The organism is Inquilinus sp. (assembly GCF_039594555.1).
In the GTDB taxonomy this organism is placed as follows: Bacteria; Pseudomonadota; Alphaproteobacteria; order DSM-16000; family Inquilinaceae; genus Inquilinus.
The window spans coordinates 1-15,319 of the sequence record NZ_JBCNNF010000019.1; the positions used below are offsets into that span (position 1 = coordinate 1).

The following is a 15,319-nucleotide window of genomic DNA, read 5'->3' on the forward strand; positions in this document are numbered from 1 at the left end:
ACACGCTCGTTGCGGATCAGCGCCCGGACACGGGCGATCACCGCCGCGGCGAGGCCGGGCGAACCAGAGTGGCGGGACTGTTCCGCGACCGCGCCTTCACCGCCGGGGTGCTGCTGTCGCTGGTGTTCTACTCGACCATGAACTCCTTCTACCTGGCCTATGCCTTCCTGGCGCAGTCCGGGCTCGGCCGGTCGGCGCTGGCGGCCGGGCTGGTGTTCGCCCCGACCGCCATCGTCTTCATGATCACCTCGATCGCCGTCGGCCGGGTGGCGCCGGAGCATCGCCGCGCGGTGCTGATGGCCGGCGCCGCGCTCGCGGCGCTGGGCGAATTCGCCGCCGCCGCCACCGCCCTGGTGGCCGCGCCGCTGCAGGCGGAGGCGCTGATCCCGGCCCTGCTGCTGGTCGGGGTCGGCCAGGGCCTGCTGATCACGCCGCTGCTCAACACGGTGCTGGGCGGGATCCGCGACGGCCATATCGGCTCGGCGTCGGGCATGCTCAGCACCGTGCAGCAGGTCGGCGGCGCCTTCGGCGTCGCGATCGCCGGGATCCTGTTCGCCACGGTGCTGGAGCGGTCCCGTGCCGCCGGGCTGGGCGAGGCCACGGCCTATGCCCATGCCTTCGCCGCGGCCGCCGGCTATGCCGGGACCGCGACCCTGGCCGTGCTCGGGCTGCTGTTCGCGCTGCCGAAGGGGAAGGCCGGTTGAGCAGTCATTTCAGTCCCCCCTCCCCTTGCGGGAGGGGGCAGGGGGAGGGGGGGCTCGCCGTCCGAACCGGCACCAGGTCTGCTCTCTTCGCCCGCCAACCCCCTCCCCCTAGCCCCCTCCCGCGAGGGGAGGGGGGACTCACAAAGGCAAATTGCATCGCGGGGAGGGTGACGATTCCGCGCTTTGGGCCGGCGGCCGGCTGTGGCATGACTTGCCCGTCCTCCCCTTTGAGCACAGCCGCCGCCATGCAGCCCTTCACCACGCTCACCGCCGTCGCCGCGCCGCTGCCGATCGTCAATGTCGACACCGACATGATCATCCCGAAGCAGTTCCTGAAGACGATCAAGCGCACCGGCCTCGCCGCCGGGCTGTTCTACGAGCTGCGCACGGACGAGCAGGGCAATCCCAAGGATTTCGTGCTCGACCGCCCGGCCTATCAGAAGGCACAGGTGCTGGTCGCCGGCGACAATTTCGGCTGCGGCTCGTCGCGCGAGCACGCGCCCTGGGCGCTGCTGGATTTTGGCATCCGCTGCGTCATCGCGCCCAGCTTCGCCGACATCTTCTACAACAACTGCTTCAAGAACGGCATTCTGCCGATCGCCCTGCCGCAGGAGCAGGTCGACCTGCTGATGAAGGACGCCGAGAACGGCGCCAACTCGACCGTCACGGTCGACCTGGAGAAGCAGGAGATCACCCGGCCGGACGGCCAGGTCATCCGCTTCGACCTCGACCCGTTCCGCAAGCACTGCCTGATCAACGGCCTCGACGACATCGGCCTGACCCTGCAGCAGGCCGGCGAGATCGACAGCTTCGAGGCCAAGCGCAAGACCGCCCAGCCCTGGCTCGCGGCCTGACGGCGGCGGCACGGCGATGCGGCTGTACCGCTATCTCACCGGCCCGGACGACGCCAGCTTCTGTCATCGTGTCAGCGCGGCGCTGAACCAGGGCTGGTCCCTGTACGAAGCGCCGACCCTGACCTACGATCCGGAGGCCAAGCGCGTCATCTGCGGCCAGGCCATCGTCAAGGAGGTCGAGGGCAAGGACTATTCGCCCGACCTCGACCTGTCCCGGCAATAAGCGGCCTCAGGCCGTCCTTCGATCTCGCACCGATCCGTTTCCTCCAACCCCCGCTGAAGGTCGTTTTCCCATGGCTGCCAACAAGAAGCTCCTCGTCCTGGCCGGTGACGGCATCGGCCCGGAGGTGATGGGCGAGGTCAAGCGCGCCGCCGAATGGCTGGGCAGCCACCGCGCCGTCGGCTTCGACATCGACGAGCAACTGGTCGGCGGCTGCTCGATCGACGCCAACGGCGTGCCGGTCACCGACGCCACCATGGAGAAGGCGCTGGCGGTCGATGCCGTGCTGCTGGGCGCGGTCGGCGGGCCGAAATGGGACGGCGTCGACTTCTCGATCCGGCCGGAAGCGGGCCTGCTGCGCCTGCGCAAGGACCTGGAGCTGTTCGCCAATCTGCGCCCGGCGCTGGTCTACCCGGCCCTGGCCGATGCCTCGACCCTGAAGCGCGAGGTGGTCGAGGGGCTGGACATCCTGATCGTGCGCGAGCTGACCGGCGGCGTCTATTTCGGCGAGCCGCGCGGCATCACCGACCTCGGCAACGGCGAGCGCCGCGGCATCAACACCCAGGTCTACACGACGTCGGAGATCCGCCGCGTCGCCGCCGTGGCCTTCGAGCTGGCGCGCAAGCGCGGCAACCGGCTGTGCTCGGTCGAGAAGATGAACGTCATGGAATCGGGCCGGCTGTGGCGCGAGGAGGTGACGAAGCTGCATCAGGAGCAGTATTCCGACGTCCAGCTCAGCCACATGCTGGCCGACAACTGCGCCATGCAGCTGGTGCGCAACCCGAAGCAGTTCGACGTCATCGTCACCGACAACCTCTTCGGCGATATGCTGTCGGACGAGGCGGCGATGTTGACCGGATCCTTGGGCATGCTGCCCTCGGCCTCGCTCGGCGCGCCCGACGCCACCGGCCGGCGCAAGGCGCTGTACGAGCCGGTGCACGGCTCGGCGCCGGACATCGCCGGCCAGGGCAAGGCCAACCCGATCGCGACGCTGCTCAGCTTCGCCATGATGCTGCGCTACAGCTTCGACCTCGGCGCCGAGGCGGACCTGATCGAGGGCGCGGTGTCGGACGTGCTGGACCGCGGCATCCGCACCGCCGACATCGCCGGCACCGGCGCCGCCCAGGTGGTGTCGACCGGCGACATGGGCACCGCGATCCTGGAGGCGATGGCCGCTCGCTCGCAGTAACGTTCTTAGGTATTTGTGCAGTGCAGCAAGGGCGGGGCCATCGGTCCCGCCCTTTTTGTCTGAGGTTTGCCAGTCTCCGCGCAGAGCCGAATCAATTTTAGACGATTCGTTCCCGAGCGCCGCCGTGGAGAAACGCCGACTGTTCTTCCGTCCGCCATTTTTTGCGACCGGTTGACGTAGCGTCCGGCTGGGGTTTGACCTGCCCCAGGGATTCAATCTCATCGAGACCTTGAACAGTGCTTGACGGCGCCGCTGTCTTGGGCGTGACCTAATGTTACAAACGCAACGTTGCGCAACATATCGGTCGACGACCGGGGGGGACATGTCGAGATGAAGCAGGGGATCATCGGGACCGTTTCGCGTCTGGCGTTGGGGGTGGCGGCGCTGTCCGCGGCGGCAGGGCTCGGGGCCGCATCGGCGAACGCCGCCGGCTTCTTCATCCAGGAGCAGAGCGTGACCGGCCTGGGCCGGGCCTTTGCCGGCGGGGCGGCCGCGGCCGATGACGCCAGCACCGTCTTCTCCAATCCGGCCGGCATGACCTTCCTGAAGCAGGGCGAGGCCCAGGTCGGCGGCAGCCTGCTGATCCCGGATTCGCGGCTGACGGATGACGGCTCGACCATCGACTATCCGGGCTTCCGCACCCCGCTCGGCATCCTCAACCCGCCGCCCGGCGCGATCTCCGGCGACCGGAAGAGCAACAATCCCTACGACCCCACTCTGGTGCCGCACGGCTATGTCGCCGTGCCGGTGCCGTCGACCGACAACCGCCTCTGGGTCGGCTTCGGCCTCGGCGCCCCGTTCGGGCTGGAGAGCCAGTACAACAAGAACTGGTTCGGCCGCTACGACGCCACCAAGACCGAGCTCAACGTCTACAACTTCTCGCCCACGGTGGCCTATCGGGTGAACGATTGGCTGTCGATCGGCGGCGGCATCGACATCTCCTATGCCTGGGCCAAGCTCGAGAGCAACGTGCCGAACCCGGTCGGCAAGCTGGTGCCCAGCTTTTCCGATGACGGCGACCTGTCGATCAAGGGCGACAGCTGGGCGGTCGGCTACAACATCGGCGCCATCGTGCAGCCGATGGAGGGCACCCGCCTCGGCGTGCATTTCCGCTCCGGCGTCGACCACATGCTGGACGGGCGGGCCAGCCTGAAGGGCATCGACTTCCCGCCGCTGCCGGGCCTGCCGCGGAGCGCCGATTTCGCCACCGACGGCCGGGCGAAGCTGAACCTGCCGCCGATGCTGTCCTTCGGAATCCGGCAGGAGATCACGCCTCAGGTCGCGCTGCTGGGCGGCGTCACCTGGTACGGCTGGTCCTCGTTCAAGGAGATCCGGGTCAAGCGCGCCGATGGCGGCGACGACCTGGTGAACGAGCAGCGCTACCAGGACACGGTCGGCTTCTCGGTCGGCGGCGAATACTATTGGAACGACGACCTGACGCTGCGCGCCGGCTTCCAGTACGACCCGACGCCGACCAAGTCGGGCTACCGCTCCAGCCGCACCCCGGACGGCGACCGCTACTGGCTGTCCGCCGGCCTCAGCTACGACGTCATGGAGAACATGTCGGTCGACTTCGCCTACACCCACATCTTCATCGACGCCCGCAAGATGGACGCCGAGCGCGACTTCTATGTCGGCACGCCGCTGCAGACGAACGTGTCCTACAGCGCCGACAACAGCAGCAGCGTCGACATCGTGGCGCTAGGGCTGCGGTATCGGTTCTAAGAAACCGTCCCGTCCCCCAACAGTGTCATGCCCGGGCTTGACCCGGGCATCCAGAAGGTCTCGACGCTCTCTGGATTGCCGGGTCAAGCCCGGCAATGACAGCGGGGGGATGGGCTGCGATTGGGCTCGCGGTCCTACGGCCTCACCCCCGCCCGGCGCAGTTCGTCCTCCAGCCGGCCGGTCACCCACAGCCCGTACATGCGGAAGTCGCTGAACAGCGACCATAGCGGGTGGGTGAAGGTGGCCGGGCGGTTGTGCTCGACGAAGAAATGGCCGATCCAGGCGAAGAGGTAGCCGGAGACCAGGGCCGCCAGCAGCCACCACCAGCTGCCGGTGGCGACCAGCAGCACCAGGCAGAGGATCGCCAGGCTGGTGCCGAAGAAATGCAGCGCCCGGGTGCGCGGCCGCGTATGCTCCCGCAGATAATAGGGCCAGAAGGCGGAATAGCTCGACAGGCGGTCGGCCATGGCGCTTCCTCCTCGGTGTCCAGCCGCCAGCCGTCCCCTGGCGGCATGATCGCCGCGCACTCTACGCATGGCTGTGTCCTTGCGCGCGGATCGGCATACATTCTACCGAGTGCGTCCCCTGCAGCAATCGAACAGCCGGATTTACAGACATGGGCTATCGGGTCGCGGTCATCGGTGCCACCGGCAATGTCGGTCGCGAGATGCTGTCCATCCTGTCGGAGCGGGAATTCCCGGTCGACGAGGTCGTGGCGCTGGCGTCCGAGCGCTCGGTCGGGCGCCAGGTCTCCTTCGGCGAGGACGACATCCTCGACGTGCAGGACCTCGCCAAGTTCGACTTCAAGGGCATCGACATCGTGCTGTCCTCGCCGGGCGCCAAGGTCTCGGCGGTGCACAGCCCGCGCGCGGCCAAGGCCGGGGCGGTGGTGATCGACAACACCTCGCAGTTCCGGATGGACCCGGACGTGCCGCTGGTGGTGCCCGAGGTTAACCCGCAGGCGATCGCCCAGTTCAGCAAGAAGGGCATCATCGCCAACCCGAACTGCTCCACCATCCAGATGGTGGTGGCGCTGAAGCCGCTGCATCAGCTGGCCAAGATCCGCCGCGTCGTGGTCTCGACCTACCAGTCCGTCTCCGGCGGCGGCAAGGAGGCGATGGACGAGCTGTTCAACCAGACCCGCGCCGTGTACGTGAACGACCCGATCGTGAAGGAGAAGTTCACCAAGCAGATCGCCTTCAACGTCATCCCGCATATCGACGTCTTCATGGATGACGGGTCGACGAAGGAGGAGTGGAAGATGATGGCCGAGACCAAGAAGATCCTCGACCCCGCCATCAAGGTCGTCGCCCATTGCGTGCGGGTGCCGGTCTTCATCGGCCATTCCGAGATGGTGAACATCGAATGCGAGAACCCGATCTCGGCCGAGGAGGCGCGGTCCGTGCTGAAGCGGGCGCCGGGCATCTCGGTGGTCGACCATCGCGCCGATGAGGGCTATGTCACCCCGGTCGAATGCGCCGGCGAGGACCTGGTCTATGTCAGCCGCATCCGCGAGGACGTGACGGTGGAGAACGGCCTGTCCTTCTGGGTGGTCGCCGACAATCTGCGCAAGGGCGCGGCGCTCAACGCGGTCCAGATCGCCGAAGTCCTGGTCAAGGACGGGCACCTGCGCAAGTCCGCCTGATACGCCCGATCATTGCTGCAGGAGGGGATCCCGGCCGGGATCCCCTTTTGCTTTGCTGCCGCCGGCCTTTCCTAATCGGTTTTGATTTGATGGCCGATTCGATGTGGACAATTTTATCTAACCTTCATAGATAGGGGTGGCGTCCCCCCTGTTCCCCCGGACCGCTCATGAGTCGCCTGACCGCCCAAGAGCTGGAACGTTCAGCCCGGGTGCTACTGCGCCGGCACGGTCCGGACGCGCCGGTCGAGGCGCGGCGACAGGCGGAATCCTGCGTGCCGGGCGGCCAGAGCCACTGGGTGGCGACCTGGATGCTGATCGCTGAGATCTGCGAAGAGCTGCTGGCGGGGCCCGGTGCCGAGGCGCCGGTCATGCATCCGGCAGGGTGAAGACGGCGCATGGTGCCGCGATGCCGCGCAGCGCATGCTCGCCCAGCGGCACCAGCGGCGCCTGAGTCTCGGCGGCCACCGCGCCGGAGACCAGCACCGCCCGGCCCAGTGGCCGGCACAGCCCCTCCAGCCGGCTGACCAGGTTGACCGCGGGGCCGATGGCGGTGAAGTCCAGCCGGTCGGCAGCGCCGATATTGCCCCACAGCACCTCGCCCAGATGCAGCGCCGCGCCGAAGGGCAGGGGCGGGCGGCCCTGGGCCCGGCGCGCGGTATCGAGATGGGCCATGCCGGCCCGGGCGGCGGCGACCGCGCGCAGCGCCGCGTCGCAGGCCTTGCGAGCCTCGGCCGGATCGCCGGTGACCGGGAAGATCGCCAGCAGCCCGTCGCCCATGAATTTCAGCACCTCGCCGCCGAAGGCGTGCACCGCCCCGGCGATGCGGTCGAACCAGGCATCCAGCGTGGCGATCACCTCGGCCGGCTCGGTCTCCTCGGACAGGGCGGTGAAGTCGCGCAGATCGGCGCATAGCAGCACGGCGCGGATGGTCTCGCCGGCGCCGCGGCGCAGCGCGCCGGCCTGCACCCGGGCGGCGCTGCGCCGGCCCAGATAGGCCTCCAGCAGGGCGGCCAGCCCGGCCCGCGACGCCAGGGCCGACAGCGGCGCCGCGGCGAAGCGGGCGGCCTGGCGCAGCCGTTCGGCCTCGGCGGCATCGAAGGGCCGGGTGCCGGCCCAGCCCAGCGCCGCCGGCCCGGCCGCATCCTCCCGCACCGGCCCGAGCCCGGCCAGCCAGTCGCGGCCGGCCTGGCCGGGCGGGCCGTCGGCCGGCAGCGGCATGCCGGCGAAACCCAGCGCCTCGATCACCGCCCCGGTCTCGGCCCGCCACAGCCAGGTGCGGCGGGCGACGATCGGGTGCGGCACCGCCAGGGTCAGGGCACCGCCGGCCAGCGGCAGCCCATCGGCGGCCAGGCGGCTGCCGAGATCTGCCAGGAAACGGTCGGGGCCGGCGGCGGCGCCGGCGTCGTCGACGAGCCAGGCGAGGGGCGGGGGCAGGTCCATGCCGCGATCATGCCGCCGCCGGCCGGCGCCTGTCATCCGCCGCGCGGATGGCGAACCCCGCCCGCGCCATGGTAGTTTGCCGGCGGCCCGTCGACCGGGGGCCAAAGCGGCGGCAAGGGGACCATGATGGACGAACCGACCGTCTTCCGGCGCGAGATGCGGATCCCGGCCCCGCCCGCCACCATCTTCGCCTTCCTGACCGACCCGCAGAAGATCCTGCGCTGGATGGGTAACTCGGCCACCTTCGAGCCGCAGCCCGGCGGCCTCTACCTGCTCGACGTCGACGGCAGCAACGTCGTGCGCGGCGCCTTCCGCGAGGTGGTGCCGGTGCATCGCCTGGTCTACAGCTTCGGCTGGGACGGCAATGCCGAGGTCCCGCCGGGGTCGAGCCAGGTCGAGATCGACCTGATCGAGCAGCCGGACGGCACACTGATGCGGATGACCCATAGCGGGCTGCCGCCCTCGGCCTTGCCGGCTCACGCCAAGGGCTGGACCCATTACCTCGACCGGCTGGCGTCTGTGGCGGCCGGCCGCGACCCCGCGGCGGACAAGACGCCCTGCGACGGCCACGAGGCCTGACATCCCGGGGCTGCCCCGCCTGCCGAAACCGTGGAGGAGAGCATGCCAGACGATCTCGTCGTCCGCCGCGAGACCCGGATCCCGGCGCCGCCCGCCGCGGTGTTCGCGCTGCTGACCGACCCGGAGCAGATCCTGCGCTGGATCGGCACCGAGGCGCAGATGGACCTGCAGCCGGGCGGCCTCTATCTGCTCAACGTCACCGGCGCCCGCTTCGCCCGCGGTGCGTTCCGCGAGGTGGTGCCGGTGCATCGCCTGGCCTACAGCTTCGGCTGGGACGGCAGCGAGGCGGTGCCGCCGGGGTCGAGTCTGGTCGAGATCGACCTGATCGAACAGCCGGACGGCACGCTGTTGCGCTTCACCCACAGCGGCCTGCCCACCGCCGAGCAATGCGCCGCCCATGCCGAAGGCTGGGCCCATTATTTCGACCGGCTGGCCGCGCTGGCCGGCGGCCGCGACCCGGGCCCGGACCCGTGGCTCGGGCGGGACGACTAGAGCAAGGGGCAGGCTGCCGTTGGCGGCCACACCTCACCGCAGCGGCAGGAACAGGTCCGCGACCGCCTCATGCTCCGGCACCTCCGGGAAGAAGCTCACCCGCTGGCAATAGATCGGGAAGTCACGGGCTTCCTCGCCGCTGGCCGGGAGCCAGTCGCGATAGAGATAGAGCGCGGCGGGCTCCAGATTGTCGGGATTGCCGACGACGCGCAGCACCGCGCAGCGCCCGCCCGGGATCTCGCCGGCCTTGATCGGCTCGCCCTTCGCCTCGACCGGCTGGTCGGTCCCGACGCAGAGATCCACGCTGTAGTCGGCCGGCGACGCGGGACGCCGCTCGGAGCGCCAGACATTGAAGGTCGGACTGGTCCTGGGATGCAGGCCGGCGGCCCTGCGCCACGCGATGAACCGCTGGATGGTGGCGCCGAGCGTCGCCGGATCGCCCCGATGCTCCATGATCGCCACCGGCGTGGAGGGCACGTCGCGGATCGTTACGTCGCCGGCGGTAAAGATCTTCTGCATGAGCTTGCTCCTCGCATCGTCGAGAGGCCCGAAGGCCGCAAGCCACGGCTCCCAGTCGGGAGATTTCCGGAACGATGACGGCGATTGCCCGAACCGTCGCCGGAAGGCGCGGGCGAAGGCGTCCGGCGCGTCGTAACCGGCATCCATCGCGATCTCCGTGACGCTCTCGGCATCCCTGTAGGCCAGCCGGTATGACGCGCGCTTCATGCGCGCGAGTTGGACATAGCGATGCACGGACAGCCCGAAGGTCGCCGTGAACTGCCGGTGGAAATGAAATTTCGAATAGGCTGCGACGTCGCTCAGCGCGTCCAGGTCCAGATCGTCGTCCAGATGCCGATCGATGTGATCCAGCACCCGCTGCATCCGGGCATGGTAGGTCTGAAGTGCCGCCTTCATCGTCCCGTCCTCCGTGGCGGGCTCCAGTTAGTCGCTGACGGCAATGACATGCTCGACCGATCTTGCGGGATTTCGGCCGCTCAGTCCTCGCCCTTGCCGGCCAGGCGGGCCTCGCGGGCGTCGTTGATGTACTGGGCGGCGACCAGCCAGCCCTTCAGCGGCCGCAGCAGGGCCAGGCAACCGCCGATCAGCAGCGGCACCGATGTCAGCAGGTGCACCCAGATCGGCGGCTCATAGGCCAGTTCCAGCCAGGCGGCGAAAGCGATCACCGGGAAGCTGACGATCGAGATGACGAAGAAGGCCGGGCCATCCGCCGGGTCGGCGAAGCCGTAATCCAGGCCGCAGACCTCGCAGCGCGGCGCCAGGGTCAGGAAGCCGCGGAACAGATGGCCCTTGCCGCAGCGCGGGCAGCGGGCCCGGATGCCGACCTCGAAAGGCTTCAGCGTCGGATAGGTGGGCTGGGCCATGATCGTCCCCATGAACTGTATGGCGTAGTATCTAATATTGCCATGCGCTTTTGTAAAGTGTATGGTTTTGCGATAAACCGCCGCAGCCGTTGACCCATGTCGAAATACCGCTCGATCATCGACCAACTGGCCGACCGGATCCGGTCCGGTGCGCTGCTTCCCGGCGCCCGCCTGCCGCCGCAGCGGCAGCTGGCGGCGCAGCTCGGCGTTGACCTGACCACCGTGACGCGCGCCTATACCGAGCTGAAGCGTATGGGGCTGGTCGAGGGGCGCAACGGCAGTGGCAGCTTCGTTCGCGGTCTCCCGGTCGCCGTCGGGCCTGCGGCGCCGGCGACGGGCGGCTTCGACCTCAGCATGAACGTGCCGCCGCAGCCGCCGGGGCTCGGCGACCGAGTGGCGGAGGGGTTGGCGGCCCTTCTGGCGGGGCCGGAGGGCGGGTCCAGCCTCGGTTACCAGCCCAGCAGCGGCACGGCCCGGGACCGGGCGGCCGGCGCGTCCTGGCTCGGCCCGCGGCTCGGCGCGGTGGCGGAAGACCGGGTGGTGGCGGCGGCGGGGGCGCAGAGCGCGCTGTTCGCCCTCCTCGACCTGCTGCTCGGCCGCGGCGACACCCTGGCCTGCGCCGGCCTGACCTATCCCGGCATGCGGGCGATCGCCGCCCATCTCGGGCTGAACCTCGCCGGGTTGGCGCAGGATGCCCAGGGCATCGACCCCGATGCCTTCGAGCGCCTCTGCCGCGACGGGCCGCCCAAGGCGCTCTACTTGGTCCCGACCATCGCCAGCCCAACCACGGCGACGCTGCCCCAGGATCGTCGGCAGGCGATCGTCGCCACCGCCCGCCGGCACGGCGTCATGATCGTCGAGGACGACGCCTACGGCGCGCTGCAGGACACGGCGCCGCCGCCGCTGGCCGCCCTGGCGCCGGACGTCGTGTGGCACGTCGCCTCGCTGTCGAAATGCGCCAGCCCGGCGCTGCGCGTCGCCTATGTCGCGGCGCCCGATGCGAGCGCCGTGGTGCCGCTGACCGCGGGGCTGCGCGCGATCAGCCTGATGGCCTCGCCGCTGACCGCCGCTTTGGCCACGCGCTGGATCGGCGACGGCACGCTCGCCGCACTGACGGCGGCGATCCGGGCGGAGAACCGGGCCCGGCAGCGCCTGGCCGCGTCACTGCTGCCCGCGGGCGCCGTCGCCGCGCATCCGGACGGCAACCATCTCTGGCTGACCCTGCCGGAGGGCTGGTCTGCCACGGCCTTCACCGCCGCCGCCCGGGAATCCGGGCTGCTGGTGGTGCCGGCCGACGCTTTTGATGTTACAGGCGCACCACCGCGAGCGGTGCGGCTGTCGCTCGGCGGCGTGCCCGACCGGGCGGGGCTGGAGCGGGCGCTGCGGCGCCTGTCCCGCCTGCTGTCCGGGTCCGCCGGCGCGCCGGGCGCCGCCATCGTCTGAGCCGGCCGGCGGAGCGTCACGGCGCGGCTTGCCTCACCGCGTCGATGAAGGCGCGCAGCGCGGGCGCCATCTGCCGCTGCTGCGGGTAGCACAGGAACAGGCCCGGGAAGGGCGCGGACCATCGCTCCAGCAGCGGCACCAGCCGGCCGGCGGCGATGTCGTCGGCCACCGCCTGCTCGACCGCGAAACCGATGCCGATGCCGCGCAAGGCCGCCCGACGGGCCATCTGCTTGTCGTCGACGATCAGCGGTCCCTCGACCGCGACCGAGAACCAGCGGCCATCCTCGAAGAACTCCCAGGCATAGGGCGTGGCATGCCCCGGCCAGCGCCAGCGGATGCAGCGGTGCCGCACCAGGTCGCGCGGATGCTCCGGCCGGCCATGCGCGGCCAGATAGTCCGGCGCCGCGACCGCGATCTGGCGCATCTCCGGCCCCAGCCGCACTGCGACCATGTCGTGCTCGATCACCTCGCCGATGCGGATCGCCGCGTCGAAGCCGCCGGCGACGATGTCGACCACCGCGTCGTCGAGCGTGATGTCGAGCACGACATCGGGATAGGCCCGCGCGAAGCCCGGCAGGATCGGGTCGAGATAGGCTTCGGCGGCCGAGCGGAAGGCATGGATGCGGACGGTGCCGGCCGGCCGCTCGCGGCTGCGCCGCACCTGCCCGATGGCCTCGCCGAGCTCCGAGACCACCGGGCGGACGCGGCGGAACAGGGTCTCGCCGGCCTCGGTCAGCGCCACGCTGCGGGTGGTGCGGTTGAGCAGCCGCACGCCGACGCGCTCCTCGAAGCCGCGCACCATCTGGCTCAGCGCCGAGGGCGACACGCCCAGCGTCTCCGCCGCCCGGCTGAAGCTCAGCAGCTCGCCGACGGCGACGAAGGCCCGCAGCTGATTGTAGTCGCTGCCCGAGAGAAGAGTGTCCATGGCCCTATCGCATCATCTTTAAGCCGAACTAACAAGGCTGGTCAGTTCTGAGGCTATTATGAAGGTCTTCGGCAATGGCTATCTCCGGGCCTCTAGCAGGAGACTCTTCATGACAACCTGGTTCATCACCGGCATCTCACGCGGCCTCGGACTCGCCTTGGCCAAGGCCGCCCTCGCCGAAGGCGATACCGTCATCGGCACGGTCCGGAGCGGCGCGCCCGATCTCGCCCCGGGGGCGGGAACGTTGCATGTCCTGCCCCTCGACCTCGCCGATCCGGACGCCATCGCCGCGACGGTCGACCGGGCCTTCGCCCTGGCCGGGACGATCGACGTCATCGTCAACAACGCCGGCTACGGCCTGCTCGGCGCGCTCGAGACGGCGACCGATGCGGAGGTGTCGCATCTGTTCGCGGTCGACGTGTTCGGCCCGTTCCGCGTCATCCGTGCGGCGCTGCCCCGCCTGCGGGCTCAGGGGGCCGGACACATCGTCAATATCACCTCGATCGCCGGCCGATCCCCCGGGCCGGGCACCAGCCTCTACTCCGCGGCGAAATCCGCCCTGGAGGGGCTGTCGGCCGGCCTGGCGCAGGAGGTTGCGCCGCTCGGCATCAAGGTGACGGCGGTGGCGCCGGGCGCCTTCCGCACCGACTTCCTGTCCAGCCATTCGATCCGCCACAGCGCCGCGGAGGACGCCGGCTATGCGGCCAGCGTCGGCCGCAGCTCCGCCGCCTTCGCAGCCGCGGCCGGCAAGCAGCTCGGCGATCCGGACAAGGCCGCCCGGGCGATCATCGCCGCCGTCCGTGCGGACCGGCCGCCGCTGCACCTGCTGCTCGGCAGCGACGCCCTGCGCCGCGCCCGGGAGAAGCTCGACGCAGTGATCGAGGAGATCGGCCGGTGGGAGGAGGTAACCCGCGGCACCGATTTCCCCGAGGCGTCCTGACCCGGCACGTCCGCTCACCCCGCCACCGGCAGCGCCTGCCAGCGGCCTTTCACCTTCTCGAAGCCGTGCGGCGGCATGGGCACGAAGCCCGTGCCGTCCCACCGCCGCGGCTCCAGCGTCAGCCGGTCGCCCTCCAGCAGGATGCGATTGTAGGCGTTCGGCTCGTTGCGGCGCCGGCTGGAGGTCGCGGTCGCCGCCTGCGCCACCAGGATCGGCCGGCGCACCCGGCCGTGATGGGTGGTGACCTCGCCGTAGAAGCCCCGGTGCAGGTGGCCGGTCAGGATCAGGTCGACCCCGGCGGTGGCGAAGACCCGCAGCGCCGTCTCGGCCCGCCCGATCAGCCTGGTGTCCGGCGCGTCGGGCGGCGGCAGGAAGGGGTGGTGCGCCACCACCACCTTCAGCAGGCCGCGCGGCAGGGCGCGCAGCGTCTCCCGCACCCGCTCGATCTGCTTCGGGCTGATCGACCCGTGCGACCAGTTCCAGTGCGCCACCAGCCGCCTCGCGGTGTTGACGCCGATCAGCGCGATCCCGTCCTGGACCAGCAGCGGCGCCGTGTCCGGGGTGATGTAGCGGCGATAGCGCGAGAACGGCTTGGTGAAGCGCGACAGAAGGTTGTGCCGCGGAATGTCGTGGTTGCCGGGGACGACGATATAGGGGGCGGGCAAGCGGTCCAGGAAATCCCGCGCGGCGGCGAACTCGGCGCTGTGCGCATCCTGGGTCAGGTCGCCGGAGACGGCGATGATCGAGGGCTTGAGCGCCTTCAGCTCGGCCAGCAGCGCCTCGACCAGCGCCGGCTCGGTGCGGCCGAAATGCAGGTCGGAGATATGGGCAATGCTCTTCATCAAGCCGGCTTTTCGGGTTCGGTGCGCGGCACCAGCACGGTCAGCGCGCGCGGCAGGATGCGATAGCGCAGCGGCGTCGCCAAGAGATGGTTCTCGCCGTCATTGGCCACCCACAGCCGGGCGCGGCGGGTGATCACATTGACCCGCCGCGCCGCCAGCGCTTCGGTCGCCGGGTCGTGCTGCCAGGTGCCGGCGACGATGCGGGCGATCAGGCGCCACAGATCCCACCGGCGGCGGATCCGCGCTGCATAGACGCCCAGCAGGCCGTCCTCCAGCCCGGCGCGGCGATGGATCGCGGCGAAGCCTTCGGCCAGCGGGTTGTTGCTGATCGCCAGGGTGCGGGTGACCAGCCGCACCGGCTGGCCATCGGCCTGCAGCACGACATGCAGCCGCGGCCCGCGGTCGAAGCCGCGGAAGAAGGCGCGCACCAGCCGCAGCCATTTCAGCGGCCCGCGCGTGTGCCGCAGCCGCTCGCGCTGCAACACCATGCGCGAGGCGATGCCGGGCAGCGAGCTGTTCAGGAAGATCCGGTCATTGACCAGCCCGACATCGATCCGCCGTGTGGTGCCGGACAAAAGGGCGGGCAGTGCCGCCTCCGGCGTCAGCGGGATGCCCAGGTCGCGGGCCAGCAGGTTGGCGGTGCCGAGTGGCAGTATGCCGAGCGGGCGTGTGGGGCCTCCGCCCCGGCCCTCGGCCAGCAGCCGCTCGGCCGCGGCGATGATGGTGCCGTCGCCGCCGCCGACCAGGATCGCCTCGGCGTCGGAGGCCATGGCGGCGTCCAGCGCCCGGCACAGTGCCGGCCCCTCGGCCAGCGTCACCCGGCCCTCGGCCCCGGCCGCCGCCAGGATCCGGTCCAGCGGCGCCGCGATCGCCTCCGGCGTCCGGCCCAGCAGGGCGCCCGCCGCGCCGTTCAGCACCAGCGCCACCCGCATCCCGGCC

18 protein-coding genes are annotated in these 15,319 nt (G+C 70.3%); 11 read left to right on the plus strand and 7 right to left on the minus strand.

Translation table 11 applies throughout. The features are described 5' to 3' along the window. The 5 genes from ABDW35_RS03570 to ABDW35_RS03590 form a co-directional block, all read left to right on the plus strand. Positions 1-704, plus strand: a 704-nt coding sequence (locus tag ABDW35_RS03570) for an MFS transporter (protein ID WP_343712472.1), incomplete at its 5' end; no start/stop codon positions are given. A 245-nt stretch (positions 705-949) separates the two neighbouring features. Continuing rightward, positions 950-1,558 carry a 3-isopropylmalate dehydratase small subunit gene (gene leuD / locus ABDW35_RS03575; RefSeq protein WP_343712473.1) on the plus strand — a complete coding sequence of 203 codons (609 nt, stop codon included), beginning with the start codon at positions 950-952 and terminating at the stop codon, positions 1,556-1,558. Positions 1,559-1,574: 16 nt separating this feature from the next. Then, entirely contained in the window at positions 1,575-1,781 is a 207-nt protein-coding gene (locus ABDW35_RS03580) for a DUF1737 domain-containing protein (RefSeq protein ID WP_343712474.1), read from the plus strand. Between the two features lie 70 nt (positions 1,782-1,851). Then, on the plus strand, positions 1,852-2,967 hold the full coding sequence (leuB, locus tag ABDW35_RS03585; RefSeq protein ID WP_343712475.1) for a 3-isopropylmalate dehydrogenase: 1,116 nt from the start codon (positions 1,852-1,854) through the stop codon (positions 2,965-2,967). Positions 2,968-3,297: 330 nt separating this feature from the next. Then, positions 3,298-4,692, plus strand: coding sequence for an outer membrane protein transport protein (locus tag ABDW35_RS03590; RefSeq protein WP_343712476.1), 1,395 nt, complete (start codon positions 3,298-3,300; stop codon positions 4,690-4,692). Between the two features lie 134 nt (positions 4,693-4,826). Here the strand turns inward: ABDW35_RS03590 and ABDW35_RS03595 are convergent, their stop codons facing one another. Beyond that, positions 4,827-5,159 carry a DUF962 domain-containing protein gene (locus tag ABDW35_RS03595; protein WP_343712477.1) on the minus strand — a complete coding sequence of 111 codons (333 nt, stop codon included), beginning with the start codon at positions 5,157-5,159 and terminating at the stop codon, positions 4,827-4,829. A 149-nt stretch (positions 5,160-5,308) separates the two neighbouring features. Here ABDW35_RS03595 and ABDW35_RS03600 point away from each other — a divergent pair, with 149 nt between their 5' ends. After that, positions 5,309-6,337 carry an aspartate-semialdehyde dehydrogenase gene (locus ABDW35_RS03600; protein ID WP_343712478.1) on the plus strand — a complete coding sequence of 343 codons (1,029 nt, stop codon included), beginning with the start codon at positions 5,309-5,311 and terminating at the stop codon, positions 6,335-6,337. A gap of 167 nt (positions 6,338-6,504) precedes the next feature. Then, on the plus strand, positions 6,505-6,723 hold the full coding sequence (locus ABDW35_RS03605; protein WP_343712479.1) for a hypothetical protein: 219 nt from the start codon (positions 6,505-6,507) through the stop codon (positions 6,721-6,723). On the opposite strand, the gene ABDW35_RS03610 is transcribed toward ABDW35_RS03605, so the two are convergent. Beyond that, complete coding sequence (locus tag ABDW35_RS03610; RefSeq protein ID WP_343712480.1) at positions 6,704-7,777, minus strand: adenylate/guanylate cyclase domain-containing protein; 1,074 nt, start codon at positions 7,775-7,777, stop codon at positions 6,704-6,706. The two genes, ABDW35_RS03605 and ABDW35_RS03610, sit on opposite strands and share 20 nt — an antisense overlap. A gap of 123 nt (positions 7,778-7,900) precedes the next feature. Between ABDW35_RS03610 and ABDW35_RS03615 the strand changes: the two genes are divergently transcribed. Together ABDW35_RS03615 and ABDW35_RS03620 are read left to right on the plus strand one after the other, a co-directional pair. After that, the gene (locus tag ABDW35_RS03615) at positions 7,901-8,356 is read left to right on the plus strand and encodes an SRPBCC family protein (RefSeq protein WP_343712481.1); all 456 of its coding nucleotides are present in this window, start codon (positions 7,901-7,903) and stop codon (positions 8,354-8,356) included. A gap of 42 nt (positions 8,357-8,398) precedes the next feature. Next, positions 8,399-8,848 carry an SRPBCC family protein gene (locus ABDW35_RS03620; RefSeq protein ID WP_343712482.1) on the plus strand — a complete coding sequence of 150 codons (450 nt, stop codon included), beginning with the start codon at positions 8,399-8,401 and terminating at the stop codon, positions 8,846-8,848. A 33-nt stretch (positions 8,849-8,881) separates the two neighbouring features. Here the strand turns inward: ABDW35_RS03620 and ABDW35_RS03625 are convergent, their stop codons facing one another. Continuing rightward, a complete protein-coding gene (locus tag ABDW35_RS03625) occupies positions 8,882-9,763 on the minus strand; it encodes a GyrI-like domain-containing protein (RefSeq protein WP_343712483.1) in 882 nt (293 codons plus the stop codon). Between the two features lie 80 nt (positions 9,764-9,843). Then, a complete protein-coding gene (locus ABDW35_RS03630) occupies positions 9,844-10,230 on the minus strand; it encodes a DUF983 domain-containing protein (RefSeq protein ID WP_343712484.1) in 387 nt (128 codons plus the stop codon). A 96-nt stretch (positions 10,231-10,326) separates the two neighbouring features. Here ABDW35_RS03630 and ABDW35_RS03635 point away from each other — a divergent pair, with 96 nt between their 5' ends. After that, positions 10,327-11,673 carry a PLP-dependent aminotransferase family protein gene (locus ABDW35_RS03635; RefSeq protein ID WP_343712485.1) on the plus strand — a complete coding sequence of 449 codons (1,347 nt, stop codon included), beginning with the start codon at positions 10,327-10,329 and terminating at the stop codon, positions 11,671-11,673. A gap of 16 nt (positions 11,674-11,689) precedes the next feature. On the opposite strand, the gene ABDW35_RS03640 is transcribed toward ABDW35_RS03635, so the two are convergent. Beyond that, positions 11,690-12,598 carry a LysR family transcriptional regulator gene (locus ABDW35_RS03640; protein ID WP_343712486.1) on the minus strand — a complete coding sequence of 303 codons (909 nt, stop codon included), beginning with the start codon at positions 12,596-12,598 and terminating at the stop codon, positions 11,690-11,692. A gap of 109 nt (positions 12,599-12,707) precedes the next feature. Between ABDW35_RS03640 and ABDW35_RS03645 the strand changes: the two genes are divergently transcribed. Next, the gene (locus ABDW35_RS03645) at positions 12,708-13,538 is read left to right on the plus strand and encodes an oxidoreductase (RefSeq protein WP_343712487.1); all 831 of its coding nucleotides are present in this window, start codon (positions 12,708-12,710) and stop codon (positions 13,536-13,538) included. Between the two features lie 14 nt (positions 13,539-13,552). Here ABDW35_RS03645 and ABDW35_RS03650 read toward each other — a convergent pair whose 3' ends face one another. Both ABDW35_RS03650 and ABDW35_RS03655 read right to left on the minus strand, forming a co-directional pair. Further along, complete coding sequence (locus ABDW35_RS03650; protein ID WP_343712488.1) at positions 13,553-14,380, minus strand: metallophosphoesterase; 828 nt, start codon at positions 14,378-14,380, stop codon at positions 13,553-13,555. Continuing rightward, positions 14,380-15,312, minus strand: a complete 933-nt coding sequence (locus ABDW35_RS03655; RefSeq protein WP_343712489.1) for a diacylglycerol kinase family protein — start codon at positions 15,310-15,312, stop codon at positions 14,380-14,382. Before ABDW35_RS03655 ends, ABDW35_RS03650 begins: the two co-directional genes overlap by 1 nt. Positions 15,313-15,319 lie beyond the last annotated feature (7 nt).